Origin of the sequence: uncultured Butyricimonas sp. (genome assembly GCF_959596855.1) — a bacterium.
GTDB lineage: Bacteria > Bacteroidota > Bacteroidia > Bacteroidales > Marinifilaceae > Butyricimonas > Butyricimonas muris.
Genome location: NZ_CAUFYA010000004.1, coordinates 106157 through 126408, shown reverse-complemented (window position 1 = coordinate 126408; position 20252 = coordinate 106157). Strand labels below are relative to the sequence as shown.

Here is a 20252-nt window from a genome sequence, read left to right as displayed (position 1 = left end):
TTGTGAATCACAAATCTAAAATCCTACACCTTTTCAAAATACGTATCCCCGTCCTCCGGGTCATACCACTCGTTAATCCAAAATTGCGTGTACAACTCCTCCTCGCCCGTGTTCATAATGTTGTGCGTGTACCACACCGGCATATCCACGTAAGCAGGATCCTTCTCGTCAAGATCAAAATTCAACACCTCGTCGAAACCCACTCTCCTCAATTGTATCCTCGCCTTACCCCGAATCACCGTGAAACGTTCGATCTTTCTCGTGTGATAATGATTACCTCTTGTCACCCCAGAAACCGTCGTCGAGAACGATACCTGCCCACCGACTCCCAAGCGTATAGTCTCCACAAAAATACCCCGCTCATCCTCGTGTTTCTTTAATTTCACAGGAAAATGAGTACCGTGATCTATGTAACTCCGAAACGTATTAAACAAGTTCACCTCATCCCGGTTTCGTAACACGGGAATAATACCTTTGTCAAAATACAATTCCTTATAATTCTCCAATAAGGCTAAAATCTCTGTCACTTTTTTCTCGAAATCCCAAGGTACCTCGTCACATTCTACCATGTTTCTATTGCCCTCTTTAATCTCCTGTATCTTTCCCAATACATGGTTACACAAACTTCCCACGTGTATTAATTTCACATTCCCGTCTTGCAAGACTTTGGGAATCTCCCCGTGCGTCAATTTGTAACAGAAAGTGGCAATAAAACTGTTATAATTCGGTCTTCCAAAAGGACCATAAACGTTCGGGACCACCATCCCCGTAAAACTTGCCCCATTCCGCCGTGCCCACTCTTCAAGTAAAGCACGTCCCTCACGTTTGGATTTCCCGTACTCGTTATCTTTCTCCTCCTGAATCGAAGACGAGAATAACACGTGAGGAGTAACTCCCTCCCGTTCCATAACTTCTATCAACTGCTTCACCAACCGAATATTCGTGTCTCGAATCACCCGCGGGTCAGGATGTCTGTTCATAGCAGCCAAGTGGACAATCACGTCACAACGCTTCACGAATGCCCGCAATTGGTCTTCTCGCTCGAAAAACGAGTCCTCGAAAGGTATACGTTCAAACACATTAGGTTGTAATTCCAAATGATTGGACAAGTGAGTACCGACAAAACCGGCTTGCCCCGTAACGCCTACTTTAATCATGTAAAAAGTAATTAATTGAAAAGAAAAATATCTTGATAAGCGAAAGTTAAAGACCTAAGTCTTCCCGTATAAATTGTAACTTCAATAACAATTGCTTCATTCCCTCCACGTCCAATCTCCTCGTATTATGCGAATGATAATCATCAATTTTCGCAATCTCCTCGTTCCCCTCTACGAAATATTTGTCATAATTCAAATCCCGCGTATCGCAAGGAATCCGGTAATAATCCCCCATATCAATCGCCTTTGCCATTTCTTCCCGAGTCACTAATGTTTCATACAACTTCTCCCCGTGGCGAGTTCCGATCACCTTTACTTCCGCATCGGAACGATACAACTCTTTCAAAGCTCTTACCAACACGTCAAGTGTTGCCGCCGGGGCTTTTTGCACAAACAGATCCCCATTATTTCCATGTTGAAAAGCGTAAATTACCAAATCCACAGCATCATCCAGAGTCATCATGAAACGAGTCATCCCGGGATCGGTTATTGTTACCGATGAACCCGATTTCATCTGCTCCACCCACAAGGGGATCACGCTTCCCCGGCTTGCCATCACGTTACCGTAACGAGTACAACAAATCGTTGTCGTCCCATTCTCTCCCAGTTGCCGTCCCTTGGCTATCGCCACCTTTTCCATCATTGCCTTGCTGATTCCCATGGCATTTATCGGGTAAGCCGCCTTGTCCGTAGACAGAACAACCACATTCTTCACTTCATGTTCGATAGCGGAATCCAGCACATTTTCTGTCCCTAACACGTTAGTTCTAACTGCCTGCGTGGGAAAAAATTCACAGGAAGGAACCTGTTTCAAGGCTGCCGCATGAAAAATGTAATCAACACCTTGCATTACACTGTCCACTGAACGTTTATCTCGGACATCACCGATGTAAAATTTCACCTTGGGATTTTGCAGGTGGTGACGCATATCGTCCTGCTTTTTTTCATCCCGGCTGAAAATACGGATTTCTTTGATATCTGATTTTATAAAACGCTGTAATACAGCATTACCGAAAGAACCGGTTCCTCCGGTAACCAATAAAATTTTGTCTTTAAACATAGCAGTAGCTGTTTATATTTTAATTGAAGTAGTCTTGAAAAAATAGTTTGATAGGGTAGACTATCTTAAAAAACTTTACGGAATCCCCATTTCTTCATTCTGTGGAAGTATTCAGAAAAAGAAGTATGAATTAATTTCCATATTCCGAATGTGTAAAGAAATAAGGCGATTGAACCGATTCCATGCATGTATTTTAAAACAAAGGCCGGGGTCGGTCCGCTTTTGATTTTTTTCATAGAAAGGGTATCGTACAAGGTGAGACCTTCTCCCGGTATACTTTGAATAATGTTCATTTCATACGGCCGGAGTTTCAGTCCGAAAGTTCTGATAACTTTGGCTCGTCCGATTTTTTTTGTAGTCAGCCAATATCTTTTATTTTCCCTGTTATTTTTCATCCCATAAAAGTCGATACACACTTCTTCTTCCTTTACGTCCAAGTAGGGCGCCAGGAATTTTCTTTCGAAAAAACCGTCATAAAACACCTTGCTCTCCGAGAATTCAGGGAGTTGATAATGTTCTTTTTTGCCGTAAAGCAAGGAAACCTGAAACAAGGTCGAGCCTCCGTACGAATGGCTGCCCGGATCATCGGAATTTGTTGTCAGGGATATGTGTGGATAAACAAAATATTTGTTGTTTTCAATACAATATTTGGTATGGTATTTCAGCCATGAACTTTTAGGCCAATGGCAAATAGACAAGGGAAGATGCGGTTGTTCCGTGAATTCTTCGGAATGCTTGCTATACCAAGTGATAAAATCCTGCCAAGGTTTACGTAACCAGACTTGCCCCCAGGATTGGGCACAGTTCATAAAATATACGTCATTTCCGTCCTGTTCCGGTAAAAAGAAACTGCGGGTGTGATAGTTGATGGCAAAACTGTATAAACTGATACCGGCAATGCATTCATTCCTATTGTATTTATTAACGGCTTGACAGGCAAAATAATAAAATCGGGGAGATACAAGCAGATCATCTTCCAGAATGATCACTGCTTCGTATTGTTCGAGAAAATCTCCGCATTTTAATACATGTTTACGTAATCCCAGATTCTGGGAATGCCTGACAATGTGTTTAGTCCCGTAAGGCCATTCAAAGCTTTGTGCATACTCGCTGACTTTATCGGACGGACTCTTGTCAATACTGATAATTAACGGAATTTCCTGTTGGGGGTAATCGGCTTGAAGCAATGAACTTAACAATCTTTGGATAGAATCCGGACGGCTATAACCGATAACCACGATGGCCACATTGGGAAAAACCTGCGGAATGTTATTCATAGGAAATTTGTATTGGAATATGTTTATTAGATCGGTTGTTTTCTGAGCTATTGAATAAATAGTATATGAATAACAGGAGACAGAAACTTAGAGGAAAGAAGAATCCTTTCAGGTTCATCGTGAGTACCCATCCCCAGATAAAAAAAGATAATTTCCGGGCATTTCCGCTTAATTTATGTGGGAAGACCAGTTTGTAGACAATCGTAAAAAGAAGGAGTAGTCCCGGAATTCCTATAAAATACAAAATACGGAGTACACCGATGTCTACATGCATGTAATAACTTCCATCGGGTAAAATAAATTGTCCATCACCAATGATATAAGTTGAAACGTGTTCGGGAACACCTCTCCACATATCGAACATTTCATTGGTAGAAGCACTCTCAGCTGTCCCGCTTGCAAAATAATTGGTTATAAGTTCCAGACCCCATTCCAGCATTTTGGGATTGAGATATTCTAGAAAAAGAATAAAGGCACCGAATAACAAGGGTATGGCAGATAAAAATATAAGGATATGTTTGAATAAAATACGGATTTCTTTTCTTGAAAGATAAATGATGAACAATATACTCAGCAGAAATCCGACCAGAGTTGTACGGGCAATCAGAGTTCCAGTGACCAATATCAATATAAAAATGATAAGATAAATATACTTACTCATTATTTGTTTGCTCTGAAACTGCAAATAAGTTGATAATAACAATCCCAAACATGAATAAGCCCCGCCGTTGAAAAAAGTATTTTCACCTAATCCGAACAAACGCATGAGAGAACCGCTTGAATCCGTGACTAAGTCCAATGTTTCCGAATTCACATTTTGTATACTTAATAGGAAATTGTATACGGTAGGGATTAAACTAGCCGAAAAAGCCAGAAGATTATTGGAAAGGATCGCCAGAACTATCAAAAGTAGGAATTTTTCTGTATGGTAAGGAGTTCCGTAAAGAAAATGTAAAGAATAGAGAACAAAATAAGCTGCAAAAAAATTGGAAATAAAAGAGATGGTTGTGGAAATAAAAAAAACATCTATGTCCCCATTGAAAATTCCTGCAATTAACGAAAAGGCTGTAAGCAAAAAAAACAGAAACAAAAGCTGCGATGTTTTTTTAATTCCCTGTTTATAATACTGCGTATGTTGCCATTTTAAAATAAAAACAAAAATTCCAAAAAGTGTCAGAATCTTTCTGCAAGTGAGGGGAAGAAAAGAAAAGCTGATGTTGTAGATGTACATGTTCAGCAAAATAATTCCCCAGAAATATGCCTTAAAAGGTAGATTTCTCATGCTTTTCTAATTTTCCGAAATAATTGACCCACTTAGCTATATTTACTTTCCAGCTTTTGAGTTGACGGATTTTCTCCTTGTTTGATGAGCTAAGAGCGTGTAAAGAGGCATAATTTTCAATCGAATAGTGTACATTGAACTCTAATTTTTCTAACGAAGTTGGCAAATAGAATATATTTTCTTCTTCCAGTTCATCGTACTTTAACCATTCCCCGTTTATAACAACATTGCCAGCTAAAAGATGCTCGGCCAGAGAACTGGAAAAAGCATCTGAAATTTGTATGTGAATAAAAATATCGGTGGCTGTAATGAGATCAGTCCAATCGGGATCCGGGATAAAATCCGTCAATATTCGGTAATTGCATTGTGTTTCCCGGAGAAGATTTTCTATCTCTCTGACATAATCCCTGTTTCCGTTATAAGTCATAGGAAATATCCATAAAATGTCTTTACCGAATGAAGGAATTAAGCGGATGATCTCTTTGTGATTCTGACCGAGAGAAGCATTATAACCGCACATGATAACATATCTGACAGAAGATGGAACATGGATTCTTTCCCGGACTTTTTTCGGATGTTGTTTTGCTTCATATAAACAGTCAATAATCTGAGACCCGAAATTCAGTTTGTCGATTTTCGCCTTGATAAACGGGTAGTCATTTACCATTTGTTTTTTCATGTGCAGAGAATCGCAAACAATCGAATCTGACAATCGGAAGACAAGAGATAAATAGTATTTTTTTATTTTTCCGCTTCTCATGTAGTCACTACCATATACAAAAGATGAAATTTTATATCCTTTCAACTTGGAAATCAGTTGTAATGGAAGAGTGTAACGGGAAATGAAATGAAATTGAACGATACATTCCTCTTTTTTCAAACGCCTGAAAGCCCCAATGCAACGTAAATAATTAATGAATGCCCGGAACAGAGGAAAACAGAAATTACACCTGTTAAAAGAAAAATGCTGCTCATAGAACCTGTCGAGATCCTGTTGCTGACTTTTTTCAGGGGCTAGGTCAAATCCATATATCCTGTAATCTGAAGCTTGTTTCAGATAGGAAGTAAATACTTTCAAATGCTGGTGGCTTATTTCTCCCACCATTAGAATCTTTTTATTCATGCAGACGTATTGTCTTTAGGTATTCGTCCCATTCACCGATATCTTTCCAAGATTTTTCACTGACAGGGAAACACCCGATTTGTCCCCCGCGTTTTCTGATTTTTTCCATTAAATCGGTCATGTGGAACATACAAGCGGAAGGAATTTCTGCAATTAATTCCGGATTCAGTACATAGACTCCGGTATTCACCATCAAATTCATTTTGGGTTTTTCTGTCAATTGCATCAGAATTCCGTTGTCAGCAGTCTCAATTACACCATAAGGAATCTGATAGCTTTTAATGGCAGCGACAATGGTAATATCGTTGTGGTTATTTACATGATATTCATAAACATCCCGAAAATCCTGATCTACCATAATATCACAATTGGTGACAAAAAAAGGAGTATCTATTTTGCCTTTTAACAGCGATACACTGCCAATGGTTCCTAAAGGCCGGTTTTCTTTAAAAAAAGAAATATCGAAAGAAGGAATATTATGGGATAAATAATATTCGATTAATTCTGCTTTATAATTTACTGACACATAAAATTTAGAACATCCGATAGATTGAAATTGTTCCATGATAACCTCCATGATTGTTTTTTTGCCAATGGGGATTAGAGGTTTGGGCAATATATGTGTCAAGGGGCGGAGGCGGGTTCCTTCTCCTCCTGCCATAATTACGACAGGGAGATTAATTTTATCTCTTACCTGGATCTCTTTGTCAGGAAATACATCTTCCCAGAACAGCACATCTGTCATTTCCCCGTTTGATTTTAAAATGGGCAGGCATTCCAATCGCTCACGGATCATGATGTTTTTTAATATTTCCAGGGATTCATTTTCTTTACCGAAAATCTTGTCTGTATCCAGAATGGTTTCCACTTGTGCCGTAAGTGAAACATTCCGGATAATGGCACGCTGAATATCGCCTATTGTCAGTAAACCGATGAAAGAATCTTTATCATTAAATACAAATAATAATTTCGTTTTCTCGTCATCCATGGTTTTCAGGCACTGAATGAGTGTCGTTTCCGGATGAACAATACGACTGGATATTCTATTAAGATAAGATGTCATTGGGATATAATCAATCGTCAGCAAGACGGCAGCACCGACTTTTATTATGGCTGACAAGGTTTGTAAATACTAAAGCAGGAAAGTTAAAAAATCACCAAAATTGAAACGTATAAAAATTGCAGCTACAAAAGGGCTGTTCTTACACCGCTGGGTATGTTGACCACTCTTTCTTCAAACCATTGGGTATTGACCAAAGCATCTGTTTCTGCGTTTTTGAACATGCCTGATTTATTCATCAGCCCCCAGACCGGACGGGTCATAACCCCATGATCATTGGTGTATTGCAAGAAATCTTCCCGGGCAAACTTGTCTTTTAGTAAAACGGCATTCAGCCAGTAGTTAGAACGACATCCCTCGGGTTCGCTGAAAAAACAGATGTCGGGAATATGCTTAAAAAATTCCCGGTATTGCAGAGCTGTTTCCCGTTTGTTAGCTATATATTTATCCAGATTTTCCAGTTGTGCACATCCTAAAGCCGCATTAATATTGGGCATACGATAGTTGTATCCGATTTCATCATGGACAAATTCCCAGCGGTGGGGTACTTTTGCCTGTGTCATCAGGTGCTTTGCATGTTTTGCAAGTTCTTCGTCCATAAACAAGAGCATGCCTCCACCTCCGGTTGTGATCGTCTTGTTTCCATTAAAACTCAGTACCCCGATTTTACCAAAAGTACCTGTATGCTGACCTTTGTAGAGACTTCCGATACTTTCGGCGGCATCTTCAATCAGTTCGATAGCATATTCTCTGCATACTTCCAGTAATTCATTCAAATGCACAGGATGACCAAAGGTATGCATCGGAACACATGCCTTTATTTTACGTTGGCTTCGTTTGTTATAGCAAATTCCGTTTTTCACTTCCGCATGATGCACGAGCCATTCTTTGAGTGCATGGGGAGAAAGTCCCATAGTGTCTTTGTCTACATCTATGAAAACCGGATGAGCCCCGATATAATGAATGGCATTGCAAGTAGCTATAAAAGTCAATGCTTGCGTGACAACTTCGTCTTCCTTCTCAACCCCTGCTAATAAAAGTGACATGTGAAGAGCATTGGTTCCATTGACACAGACAACAGCCTTAACGGCTTTTGTATAGGCGGCAATCTGTTCTTCAAAACGATCCACATACCGGCCGACACTGGATACATAGGTAGAGTCGATACAATCATTCAGGTATTTTTTTTCATTACCGCTGAAACAAGGTTCATGCAGTGGAACGAACTCCTGATGCGGATAGAGATCTTTTATAAAATTTGTGATTTTCCTGTACATATTTAATTTTTTATTGTTCAAGTGCTCTGTTCGTTCATTCATTTGAACAGACATGCCATAGTTTGTTGTTTTTTATTAAAGAGGCTGTGGCATACGGATGTATTTTTCCGACACTCAACTGAAATTTCAGTAATTCGTAAAAAGCTCGCCACAGATAGTAATGCCGAGTCAGATAGGTTGCGTACAAATGAATCAGATGTCTGGTTATAATACCCGTATTAATTTTATCATTCATCTTCAAGCCGGCAATAAGATGACATAAAAAAAATTTAATATCAACAGGTGAAAACAGTTCCGAGTTTTGTGCTTTACGGGTTAAAAGACGGAACATTTTTTTTTCAGTATCGGTGAGGAAAATTTTGTATTTTTCCAATTGCCTGACCTGAATGCTGAAAGCTATTTTTTGTTGTTCTTCCAGATGATGTGAAGAAATCTGATCATCTGAGTATCTGTAACAAATCAAGAAGCGGGGAATATTGGAAAAACGGCAGGAGTCCGATAGTCTGGTCCAGAGTTCGTAATCTTGTGAATATTTGTAGTTTGAATCATAAACTATCGGTTTGTTGGTGATGCGCTTTCTCATCATTACCGATGGATGAAATAACGGACTTTCAAAAAATAACAAACTGTTTAAAGTTTCAGGATCCCGGGCTCTCGTTAATTTACCGATATTTTTTCCATCACTGTTTATGATATAAGCCCAGCTGCCTACCACGGTTATATCGCGGTTTTCTTGCAGGAATGCGATTTGTTCTGCAAAACGGTCTGGAAGAGAAATATCGTCGGCATCCATTCGGGCTATAAATTCTCCGGAAGCTTTCGACAACCCGAAGTTTAATGAGCGAGTCAGACCGATATTTTCCGGATTTCGGTAATACCGGATCCGGCTGTCGGTTGCGGCTTTTTTATGTATCATTCCATCCAGTTGCTGTTCTTCCGGATTATCGTGGATAATGATAAATTCGAAATGAGTATAAGTTTGAGACAGAATACTGTCTATCGCTTCTTCCAGATACTGCGGAAGTTCATTATATACACACATTAACACACTGAGCAAAGGTCGCTGGTCCATGGAAATAATTAATTAGAGGATAAAGCCTGCCACCATCTCTTTCTGGTAAACCATCCGAAGGTCAGGAGAACCAATAGAATGATTATTTTCTGCAGAAGAAGTAATTCTATATAATGAAATGCTGTCAGTAAGACGCAGCATATGAGGAAAGAAACGATAAAAAGCCGCACATTGTAGTTTACCGGATATAGACGATGAGAAAAATACCAGGCAGAACCGAGTAAAATAATATTGGTCAGAACCATGGCCGATACCATTTCCGGCAGTCCTCCTACCTGCATTGACAGATAAAGAAAGACCAAATTAAATCCTGAAGCGATCAGATAACTATATGTGACGTAAACCGTTTTTTGGGTAATAATGGGACCTATATCAATAATTTCTTTCAATATAAACAGACTTTGGTAAAGCGTCAGCCAGCCTATAAATTTTGAAGCTTCATAATAGTCCTGATTTTTTATAAATAGCTTGAGTACGTCGTCTGCAAAAAAACTGATTATTACGACTAAAGAAAAAACTGATAAACAAGCATATTTAAAAATTTTCCTGAAAAGCTCCTTGTGCTGAGGTGATTTCAGACTGTCGTACATAAAAGGATACCATGCCATAACAAAGGCGCTGTCAATCAGCGTCATAATTGATGCGAATTTCAATGAAACCGAATAGATCCCTATGGCAAAAGTTGAAAGATATCCCAGCATGAAAAAACGGTTAACATAGCTGTTACAGACACTTCCCAAACGGGCAGGAAACTGAGGTATGGCAAAAGAAAAAGCTGATTTTAATATCGGTTTGTCTATCTGCCAGCTATATTCATTTTTTAACAAAAACAACTGAAGCAGAAGTACAATGCCAAAGCCTGTTATTTGTCCCATGAAAACACCGGAAATACCTTTATCGAATACCAGAACCAATATCAGTGTGCTCCCAATTGATATAAAAATCTGTATTAAAGTCAGCACGGCAAAAAGAACCGGTTTTTTCATATAGCGTATGATTATAAAAAAAATAGTCGTCATGTTTGTGAAAAGGATAAGAAAAGACGACAGTATAAGCAGATCACGGAAATGGTCGGTGCGGAATAATAAAACAGAAATCCTGCCGGCAAACAGACAAAATACAACGACTAGCAGAGCTGAAAGCAGTGTGACACTCCACAGAATGGTCGAAATCATTTTTTTCCGTTCTTTGCCCTCAAATTCGTAATAATACCTTTGTAACGACGTTTCCAGTTGTAGTATACCAAATATGGTGATAATCAGTATGACAGATTGGATCAGATCAATTCCTCCATATTCCTCTACCGAGAAAATCGTCGTATATATCGGTAAAAGTAATACAGATATAAATTTACTGCATGCGGATGCCAGACCGTAAATCAGGAACGATTTGAGCAGATTACTTCGGATGCTTACAGAGAATCGATTAGGCATGACAAGGGAGTAATCTGTTTTTTGTAATCAAATTGACGGGCTGACAAACGTCCCTCTAAACCGATTTTTTGACTCATTTCATAATTTTCGCAGATAAAGCTTATGATTTTGGTTAATGGTTCCGGGCTTTCAGACGATACAATAAAACCATTTTTCTGATGTTGTATATATTGGTTCATTTCCCCGACGTCAGTGACGATAAGGGGCTTTCCGGAATAAAGGTAATCCCCCAGTTTGGAAGGAATATATCCTCTTGCCCTATCGTCATTCAATTTGGGGATCACGAGAATGTCAATGTGATCTTGTATAAAAGCAATAGCTTCTTTGTTTCCTAAAGGATTCAGAAGCGTAATTTTATTTTCCAGCCCCGCTTTTTTTATACAGTCCTTCAGATGGTTCCGGTAATCCTGACGGGTCGGCCCGAACATTGTTAAACGGACTTTCTGATTTTGTTTTATAGCTTCAGAAACAGCGGATAATAATAGTTCGACTCCGTTACTTTTATTCAATGTCCCTGCATACCCTACAACCAATTCTGCATCTTTTTGTTTCTTTTCGGGCTCTTTTGCTCCAGAGGCAATTTCCATCAGCATGGAAATCACGACATGTTTACACTTAGAGGAGGTATATTTTTGGTAATATTTCCGGTGTTCGGATGAAATCACAATTAGCACTGAGGCTGATTTCAATATCAGTAAGTCAAAAAATTTCCCAATATTGAAATACACTTTCTTTTTAAAAGTATCCAGTATAGAGGTTCCTTTCAAAAATTCATTGTATTGTATAATATATTTTTTCCTTCTCAATTTAACGGCCAACAGAAAGGGCAGGACATAGTAATGGGGTAATTTATCGCACAAGATACAATCGTAATAAGCTGCCCGCGATAAGACGGTTTTGAAAAACAAGAATGTATAGATAATTGGGGTCAGAAATCGTAATTTCTTCCGGTATGATAGCATATAACTGACAGTTTTGCAGTCTTCATTCTTTCTGTCAGGGGTATTTTTATCAATGTAATAAGAGAATACGGATAACTGGTGACCTTTTTCTTCCAGCCCGCGAATAATAAACCTTGTACGGATAATTTCTGCCTGCCCTAGATCAGAGTGACAAGGTAATTTACCTATGATCATTATTTTCTTCATTCCTGTAATGGAATTAATTTCCTTCCCTGTTTATCCGATGCACTTATACAGAAAGCCGTTTTTTTCCATTTCTTTCCGATCGTAAATATTGCGCCCGTCAATAATGATATGTTGTTTCATGGCCTTTTTTATTACTCCCCAGCTCGGAATCCGGAATTCTTTCCATTCTGTAACAAGTAATAAGGCATCCGCATCCAGTACGGCTTCGTACATATCCTGGGTATAGGAAATACAATCGCCGATACGGCGTTTACATTCCGGAATAGCGATCGGGTCATAAGCGACGACTTCAGCCCCGCTTTCCAGTAAACGTTTAATGAGTACCAGGGCTGTAGCTTCCCGCATATCGTCTGTTTCCGGTTTGAAGGCCAGACCCCATAAAGCAATTTTTTTATTTTTTAAGTCTCCCTGGAAAATTTTGTTCAGCTTCTCGAAGAGTATACTTTTTTGCTTTTCATTGACATCTTCCACAGCTTTAAGCACTTTCATCTCATAGCCTTTTTTTTCTGCCGTTTTTATCAGAGCTTTTACATCTTTAGGAAAACAACTTCCTCCGTAACCGCAGCCGGGATACAAAAATTTACTGCCGATACGACTGTCTGAACCTATACCTTTGCGTACCATATTTACGTCAGCTCCTACCAATTCACACAGATTGGCAATATCATTCATAAAACTAATACGGGTAGCTAACATCGAATTTGCAGCATATTTGATCATTTCAGCCGAAGGTATGTCTGTGAAAATCAGACGGTAATTGTTCATCATAAACGGTTTGTAAAGCCGTTCCATCACTTCTTTTGCCTGCTCTGATTCCACACCCACCACCACCCTGTCCGGCTTCATAAAATCTTCCACAGCATTCCCTTCTTTTAAAAATTCAGGATTTGAAGCCACATCAAACGGTATATTCAGATTTCGTTTGTTCAATTCTTCTTGTATTGTTGCTTTTACTTTCTGAGCCGTACCGACAGGTACGGTGCTCTTGGTGACAACCAATACATAGTGATTTATATTTTGACCGATGGTTCTTGCAACTTCCAGCACATATTTCAAATCAGCACTGCCGTCTTCATCCGGAGGAGTTCCTACTGCACTGAAAACGACTTCGACTTCGTCCAGGCAAGACGTTAGGTCAGTTGTAAATTTCAACCGCTCGGCATGATAGTTTCGTAATACCATTTCTTCCAGTCCCGGTTCATAGATCGGAATAATACCCGCTTTCAGATTTTTGATTTTTTCTTCATTGACATCTACACAAGTGACATCTATTCCCATTTCGGAAAAACAGGTTCCTGTAACTAAGCCGACATAGCCAGTACCGATTATTGCAATTTTCATATTATTCGTTGATATTATAAAATTTTTTAAACCAATTCAAATATTTCCGGATGCCGTCATTTAAACTTGTTGAAGGTTTAAAATGTATTTCCTGTTGTAACGCTGTGGTATCGGCATGGGTCTGAAAGACATCTCCGGCTTGCATGGGTAAAAACTCTTTTTCTGCTTTTTTTCCACAATTTTTTTCAATCGTTTCAATAAAATCCATCAAAGGGACGGGAGCCGAATGACCTATGTTGTAAATCCGATAGGCACAGTTAGAAGAGGATGGATCAGGCCGAGTGGCATCCCATGATGGATCGGGTGCCGGAATATGCTCTATAATTCGTACCACACCCTCTGTAATATCATCGATATACGTGAAATCACGTAACATATTGCCATTATTGAATACTTTAATCGGACGCCCGCTTAAAATGGCATCTGTAAATAAGAAGGGACTCATATCGGGTCTTCCCCAGGGACCGTATACGGTGAAAAAGCGTAAACCAGTCGACGGGATTGAATAAAGATGACTGTAGACATGAGCCATAAGCTCATTTGCTTTTTTGGTTGCTGCATACAAACTGGTCGGATGAGCAATTCCCGCTTTTTCTGAAAAAGGAACATTTCCATTTAATCCATAGACACTGCTGGAACTCGCATAAACTAAATGTTTTATTGCATTATTGCGACATCCTTCGATAATGTGGAGAAACCCCTCAATATTAGAATGAATATAAGCTTCCGGATTTTCTATAGAATACCTGACTCCCGCCTGGGCTGCTAAATGACAGACAACATCAAAGCTTTCATTGGCAAACAACATTTGCATTGCCTGCTTATCCTCAATGTGCATCCGGATAAAACGATAGTGAGGATATTTTTCACTTTGAATAAACTTGTACCACGTAATTGAATCTTTTTTTATACCGCAATTTTCCAGACGAGCATATTTCAGTGTTGTATCATAATAGTCATTGATATTATCTAATCCAACCACCTCATTCCCTTTCCGAGATAAAGCCTGAACTACGGAATATCCAATAAAACCTGCGGCTCCGGTAACTAATATTTTCATTTTCTAAAAGAGAAAGTCCGTTGATTTATTTAATATTTTCGTAGGCTTTTTACATACAGATACTTAAAGTATTGAAATGTATAATTAATTTTGAATAACCACTTATAAACTGATATAGGTTTATACATTATAAATATCTGCCTTGTATTTTTTTAAATTTTCCTGATTTAAAAACCATTCGATCGTTTCCTTAAGTCCTCGTTCGATCGAATACGAAGGCACAAAACCAGTAAGATTTTTTATTTTGGTATTGTCTCCCCATAAACGGAATACCTCCGAGTTTTTAGGCCGTACCCGCTGTTGATCTTCTATAAATTTCACATCGGAATGCATGAGTTTTGCAATAAGTTCCAGTGTATCGCGCATGGATATTTCGTAGTTACTGCATACATTTACCTCTTGACCTACAGCGGCATCACATTGCGATAATTCAATAAAGCCCTTACAGGTATCTTTTACATAATTGAAATCCCGAGTCGGTGTTAGATCTCCCAGCAGGATTTCTTTTTTTCCACTAGCGATCTGGGTAATGATAGTGGGTATGATAGCCCGGGCAGATTGACGGGGACCATAGGTATTGAAAGGACGTATGATAACAACTGGTAATTCAAAAGCATTATAAAAACTCATAGCCATAGCATCTGCTCCGATTTTTGTAGCTGAATAAGGCGACTGCGGCTGTTTGGGATGCTTTTCGTCAATTGGTACATATTTTGCAGTACCGTAGACCTCTGAAGTCGAAGTCACCAAAATTCTTTTTACACTGTTCTCTTTAGCTGCTTGGCAGATATTCAGAGTTCCTTTAATATTAGTATCAACATAACTATCCGGAGCGACATAAGAATAAGGGATAGCAATCAATGCTGCCAAATGAAAAATAATATCAATATCCTCAGTTATATGTTTGCAAAAATACGGATCTCGTATATCTCCAGTAACAACTTCAAGATGCGGGTGTTTTATATCATCAAGCCATCCCCAATAATTGAACGAATTATAATAAGACAAAGCTCGCACCTTATTCCCTTTTTTCAATAACATTTCTGTTAAATGAGAACCGACAAAACCATCAGCTCCTGTAACCAATACTTTTTGCATAGATTCTATTCGTATTGAATTTATAATATAAGCTTTTAAACACTGTTATTTGAAATGCCTACAACGTAAAAATATTTCTAATTTTAAAGCGTAAAATTCTGTTTTTTTTTACAATATAACAAGTAAAAAGCAAATTTCTCTAACCACATAAGCGATCTTCATACATCCATTTTTGTATCGACACAATCTCATTAATCTCTCGTGCATTTTTCTAAAATAACGGCTTGTAAAATGTACATGAAATTACTGCACCATACCTAATTCTGACAAATTCCAAAAAAACAATAAATTTAGCCTGTTGCGTTTAATCCTAATACTTCATCCTTAAATAATCTAGAAAGATTTTCCTTGAAAAAATGAAGTATCAAATTTATAAAATGTAATGACAAAGCGCCCTTTGTATTTTTGATTTTTTTTAGGCACTCATAATTCTGAATTCTCCTCCATATTTTTATACAACTTATAAACAACGAGGAATATATTTTACTCATCTTGTTAATTAACCTCTAATAAAGAAAACTCTCGAACTGCTAATAAATCAAAATATCGTACCTCAAAAACAATATCATCATTTTTTTCACCATTCTCCATCCGAATCAACTCTTCATCAAGATACTTTTCCCATTCTTTAGATGTACAAAAACAATTTGATTCATCTACTGTACTTTGATAAAGTCTCATAGCCAAAAACAACACCCATTTACTCTCACTATTCGATTCATTTATATGATCTTTTAATTTCCAAACAATCTCTTTCGCCAACTCCGCACATTTCTCCTCGTTCGTAAAATAGTAACAACCGCATAACAATCGGTAAGCTTCTGGTGTGTAACAAGGTATTTCCATTTTATTCTCTCCCTGTGGAATAAGTATTTCATAAGTTACTTCCAAAGCCAGCTCTAACGATTCTATGTCTGAATACATTAAGTAAGTATCCATTAGATCCGCCACGTATCCGACTCGTTCTTCCACGGGAAGAGAGTGATCTTTGACAAGAATGGCCAATATTTCTGCAATTTCCCGTATTCGATTATAAATTTTCCACTGATTATCATACGCTCCTTCCAACCATGGGTGTACTCGCACCATGAAATAAACGGAAAGATAACCATGCAATAAACCGGATAAGACTGATGGGGGAAAATCTGTTATCCGCATACTCGACACTTGTTTGTACAAGTCATTAAACTTTTTTGTCTCCATCACTATCTTATTTTTTCTAAGAAAGAACCGGGGATATATGACGTGGCAATAGAAACCACGCCTTCCAGTTTCACGATCACTCGTTTATGTCCTTTAATCCGAATTAATTCGCCCTCAAGACCGCTCAACGGGCCTTTGATTACTCGTACTCGGTCACCACGCTTCAATTCTTTATTGATTACCTCAACTGTACTATCCGAGAAATCGAGCAGAAACATGAAATCCCGCATTTGTTTATCGGGAACAACCAATAAATGACGAGTTGCCAAATCTTTTAAATATACAACATTTATACCTTGCTCGTTCACTAAGGAATAAGCGGTCACTTTATCGGTTTTGATAAAAATCAAATGAGGAATAAGTAGCACTCGCACATGCTTTTTCCCAGAAGGAGTTTCTCGTACTTCGTCCCGCATGGCCAAGTAGTTCTCCACTCCCATCCCGTCTAATCGTTTCTTGATTGTCATCTCCTGGTTGATTTTGGTGTACGCCGCAAACCAGTACAACTTTCTTTCTACACTTGACATGCTTAAAGTTTATCGTTTTCGGTTATTTCTCGTGATTGGTTACAAAAAGAAAATAGGAAAAACGTCCGGACACACTTCGTGCATTGACCTTTTTACATTAGGAATTTACGTTTTTACCATATGCCCCACTTATCATCCTTAAACAGGTACAACTTGTGAGAACTGTCTTTTCTCGGGGAAACCGATCCTTTCAATTATTTGTCACAAATGAACACACGCCAATTTGTTTCAAAAATTGCAATCAATCCGAAAAACTATCCGATTAATGCGTTGCAAATATACCAAATTTTCGGATTACGCAAATTCAAGAGCAATTATTTTTCTTTTTATAGAATCGCTCTAAAATATATTTCAACTATAAAAAAGGAGCAGTCCCAAAAGTAATCTTTGGGACTGCTCCTTTCTAACGATATCGAAATCTAGTATAATTCTTGGAATAATTCAAAGAATGCCTGCGGATGCAAACAAGCGGGACATACTTTCGGGGCTGTTGGTCCCTCGTGGATATAACCGCATTTGCGACAATACCATCTCACGGTTTGCGGACGTTCGAATACCAAATTTTCTTGCAGATTGGATAACAATTTACGGTATCTTGTCTCGTGATTTTTTTCGGCCTCGATGATCATTCTGTACATCACGGAGATATCCTTGAATCCTTCCTCTTCCGCGACTTTGGCAAATTCGGGATACAAGTGATGCCATTCGTCATATTCTCCCTCGGCAGCTTCAATCAAATTAGAAGCCGTGTCGGCAATAATACCCGCGGGATAAGCCGCCGTAATCTCTAACATACCACCTTCCAAACGACAGAAGAAGCGTTTAGCATGAGTTTCTTCCTGCAATGCCGTCTCGTAGAAAATACCGGCGATCTGTTCGTAACCTTCTTTCTTGGCTACTTCGGAGAAAAACGTGTAACGATTTTTTGCCTGTGACTCCCCGGCAAATGATTTCAATAAATTGGCTTCCGTCATGGAACCTTTAACATTTTTTGCCATAGCTTTTTCCTTTTCTATACGAAAAGAAAAAGTTGCAAGTTACAGGTTGACAGGTTGCAAGTTCAAATATAGTTTGTTTCTAAATAACCTGCAACCCGCTAATTTGCAACATATCACCGGAAAGGTATTTCCCGGTGGTATAAATACCATTCACATTTACGCATTTTCATCCTTTAGTTCTCGTTCATTAAAATATAATTTTGTAACCATAGAAATTTATGGAGAATAAATTTTCACACAACAATTAGATATGTCTGAGATATTAAACAAATTACGTGAAGATATTCACTTCATCGAGGGGATGAACAGCTGTATGAATTGCGGGGTATGCACCGCCATTTGTCCGGCCGCGGAATTCTATAATTACGATCCCCGGGTGATCGTGGAAACCGTACAAAGAGGAAACGAGGAAGAGATTGAGGAATTACTGAAAGGAGAAACTATCTGGTATTGCGGGGAATGTATGTCATGCAAAACACGTTGTCCTCGTTGTAATACTCCCGGACTGATTATCATGGCGTTGCGTAAGGCTTCGCAGGAACTGGGCTATTTCGTTTACTCTGAAAAAGGACGCCAGCAATACGCTTTAAAGCACGTGATCGGGGAATCCATTCTGGCTAGGGGCTACTGCGTGACACCCGACCTCGTGAAGCCGGAGATGCATCCGGAACAGGGGCCGGTGTGGGAATGGATTTACGAACATCTGGACGACGTGTACGAACGCATGCACTCGAATTATCGCAAACCGGGAGCGGGCGCCCTTCGGGAAGTAGATAATGAAAGCATGGAAGAGTTAAGAAAGATTTTCGACGTTACCGGCGGTACGGACTTTCTGAACAATATAGACCAATGTTCTCAACGCGAGGCAAACAAAGAAAAGGTTGATTTGGAAGAAGCCTATTTCTTGAAAACATACATGGAGAACACGGGAGAACATCAATAATGCAATTGAAAATTGAAAATGCAAAATTGAAAATGAATCCCCAATTTAAAATCTAAAATTTAAAATCTAAAATTGGAAGATGAATTTAGAGGGAAAACAACAGATATGGAATGATTATCAGAAAGAGATCGCGGATGATCATTATTTCTACGCGAGGAGTTGTATCCGGCAGACGTTCTTCCCGGGTTCGGAATGGGCGTATTTGGACATCATGAAGAACAGACTGGGTAAAGATATCATTGATGACCCGCGCCACACGACATGTACCGGGATCGGGTATCATTCCGATATTGTTCCGGCGGAAACAATCATGACCGTTGTGGCACGCCACTTCGCGCTGATGACAGAGGCGGGATACGAGAACATGACCCCCTCGTGCATTACCTCTTTCGGGATATATACAGAGATTCTGGAAACGTGGGAACACCATCCGGAAATTGAAGAAAAGATCCGCGAATACTTGTGGAAAGCCACGAAACGGGAATTCAAGAAACCGAAAAATCTGGCACACACCTCGGATATCGTCTACAAATTCAGAAACGAAATTGCCGCACAGTCTAAATATAAACTGGTGGACGTCCACACGGGAAGACCGCTAAGAGGAGTCGACCACATCGGGTGCCACTACTCCAAAATGTTCCCCACGAAAGGGATCGGGGGAGCTGAATTTCCCGCCGTACTTTCCGGGTTAATCTACGCGTGGGGCGGCGACGTGATTGATTACCCGGAAAGAAGACACTGTTGCGGGTTCGGTTTCCGCCAATACCTTGTTATGGCAAACCGGGGATACTCGGTAGCGAACTCGAAAAAGAAATTCGAATCCATGCAACCGTATCAACCCGACTTTATCGTGAACAATTGTCCGGGATGCGCCATGTTTATGGATAAATGGCAATACACTATCAGTGAAATGGAAGGAACCACCTACGGGCAGGACGGGTACGGCATTCCCGTGCTGACCTACGAGGAACTTGCCGCGTTGGTATTGGGTTACGATCCGTGGGAAATCGGCTTGCAGATGCACCAAGTATCCGTGGAACCCTTGTTAGACAAGATGGGAATCCCTTACGATCCGGACGCGAAATACAAAAACGTGCGAGGTGAAAACATAGGCACCCCGAAATGTCCCACGTACTTGAGAGTTGCAAATTTATAATGTTAAACCGCGAAATTGAAAAAAGAACCATGAAGTC

At 39.3% G+C, this 20252-nt stretch carries 18 protein-coding genes; 2 read left to right on the top strand and 16 right to left on the bottom strand.

Features of this window, described 5'->3' with window-relative positions:
• Positions 1-23: 23 nt before the first annotated feature.
• The 16 genes from Q5866_RS03235 to rbr form a co-directional block, all read right to left on the bottom strand.
• Positions 24-1157, bottom strand: coding sequence for an NAD-dependent epimerase/dehydratase family protein (locus Q5866_RS03235; protein WP_303178754.1), 1134 nt, complete (start codon positions 1155-1157; stop codon positions 24-26).
• A 46-nt stretch (positions 1158-1203) separates the two neighbouring features.
• Positions 1204-2217 carry a polysaccharide biosynthesis protein gene (locus tag Q5866_RS03230; RefSeq protein ID WP_303178752.1) on the bottom strand — a complete coding sequence of 338 codons (1014 nt, stop codon included), beginning with the start codon at positions 2215-2217 and terminating at the stop codon, positions 1204-1206.
• Positions 2218-2282: 65 nt separating this feature from the next.
• Positions 2283-3494: a hypothetical protein gene (locus Q5866_RS03225; RefSeq protein WP_303178750.1), complete on the bottom strand. Its 1212-nt coding sequence runs from the start codon at positions 3492-3494 to the stop codon at positions 2283-2285.
• Positions 3487-4776: a hypothetical protein gene (locus tag Q5866_RS03220; protein WP_303178749.1), complete on the bottom strand. Its 1290-nt coding sequence runs from the start codon at positions 4774-4776 to the stop codon at positions 3487-3489. Before Q5866_RS03220 ends, Q5866_RS03225 begins: the two co-directional genes overlap by 8 nt.
• Positions 4757-5881, bottom strand: coding sequence for a hypothetical protein (locus Q5866_RS03215; protein ID WP_303178747.1), 1125 nt, complete (start codon positions 5879-5881; stop codon positions 4757-4759). Before Q5866_RS03215 ends, Q5866_RS03220 begins: the two co-directional genes overlap by 20 nt.
• A gap of 10 nt (positions 5882-5891) precedes the next feature.
• The gene (locus Q5866_RS03210; RefSeq protein WP_303178746.1) at positions 5892-7019 is read right to left on the bottom strand and encodes a nucleotidyltransferase family protein; all 1128 of its coding nucleotides are present in this window, start codon (positions 7017-7019) and stop codon (positions 5892-5894) included.
• A 65-nt stretch (positions 7020-7084) separates the two neighbouring features.
• Entirely contained in the window at positions 7085-8236 is a 1152-nt protein-coding gene (locus tag Q5866_RS03205; protein WP_303178744.1) for a LegC family aminotransferase, read from the bottom strand.
• 34 nt (positions 8237-8270) lie between these two features.
• The gene (locus Q5866_RS03200) at positions 8271-9308 is read right to left on the bottom strand and encodes a glycosyltransferase (RefSeq protein ID WP_303178742.1); all 1038 of its coding nucleotides are present in this window, start codon (positions 9306-9308) and stop codon (positions 8271-8273) included.
• An 8-nt stretch (positions 9309-9316) separates the two neighbouring features.
• The gene (locus tag Q5866_RS03195; RefSeq protein ID WP_303178741.1) at positions 9317-10741 is read right to left on the bottom strand and encodes a lipopolysaccharide biosynthesis protein; all 1425 of its coding nucleotides are present in this window, start codon (positions 10739-10741) and stop codon (positions 9317-9319) included.
• Entirely contained in the window at positions 10720-11889 is a 1170-nt protein-coding gene (locus Q5866_RS03190; RefSeq protein WP_303178739.1) for a glycosyltransferase, read from the bottom strand. The genes Q5866_RS03195 and Q5866_RS03190 overlap by 22 nt, the downstream gene beginning before the upstream one ends.
• 30 nt (positions 11890-11919) lie before the next feature.
• A complete protein-coding gene (locus Q5866_RS03185; protein WP_303178738.1) occupies positions 11920-13230 on the bottom strand; it encodes a UDP-glucose/GDP-mannose dehydrogenase family protein in 1311 nt (436 codons plus the stop codon).
• Between the two features lies 1 nt (position 13231).
• Positions 13232-14290, bottom strand: a complete 1059-nt coding sequence (locus Q5866_RS03180) for an NAD-dependent epimerase (RefSeq protein ID WP_303178736.1) — start codon at positions 14288-14290, stop codon at positions 13232-13234.
• A gap of 120 nt (positions 14291-14410) precedes the next feature.
• Entirely contained in the window at positions 14411-15388 is a 978-nt protein-coding gene (locus tag Q5866_RS03175; RefSeq protein WP_303178734.1) for an NAD-dependent 4,6-dehydratase LegB, read from the bottom strand.
• A 495-nt stretch (positions 15389-15883) separates the two neighbouring features.
• Positions 15884-16591, bottom strand: coding sequence for a hypothetical protein (locus Q5866_RS03170; RefSeq protein ID WP_303178733.1), 708 nt, complete (start codon positions 16589-16591; stop codon positions 15884-15886).
• A gap of 2 nt (positions 16592-16593) precedes the next feature.
• The gene (locus Q5866_RS03165) at positions 16594-17118 is read right to left on the bottom strand and encodes a UpxY family transcription antiterminator (protein ID WP_303178731.1); all 525 of its coding nucleotides are present in this window, start codon (positions 17116-17118) and stop codon (positions 16594-16596) included.
• A gap of 419 nt (positions 17119-17537) precedes the next feature.
• Positions 17538-18116 (bottom strand): rubrerythrin, encoded by a 579-nt coding sequence (gene rbr / locus Q5866_RS03160; RefSeq protein WP_303178729.1) that lies wholly within the window; start codon positions 18114-18116, stop codon positions 17538-17540.
• A 250-nt stretch (positions 18117-18366) separates the two neighbouring features.
• On the opposite strand from rbr, the gene Q5866_RS03155 reads away from it, so the two are divergent.
• Together Q5866_RS03155 and Q5866_RS03150 are read left to right on the top strand one after the other, a co-directional pair.
• Positions 18367-19059 (top strand): 4Fe-4S dicluster domain-containing protein, encoded by a 693-nt coding sequence (locus tag Q5866_RS03155; protein WP_292266176.1) that lies wholly within the window; start codon positions 18367-18369, stop codon positions 19057-19059.
• Between the two features lie 79 nt (positions 19060-19138).
• Positions 19139-20215, top strand: a complete 1077-nt coding sequence (locus Q5866_RS03150) for a CoB--CoM heterodisulfide reductase iron-sulfur subunit B family protein (protein WP_099293728.1) — start codon at positions 19139-19141, stop codon at positions 20213-20215.
• Positions 20216-20252 lie beyond the last annotated feature (37 nt).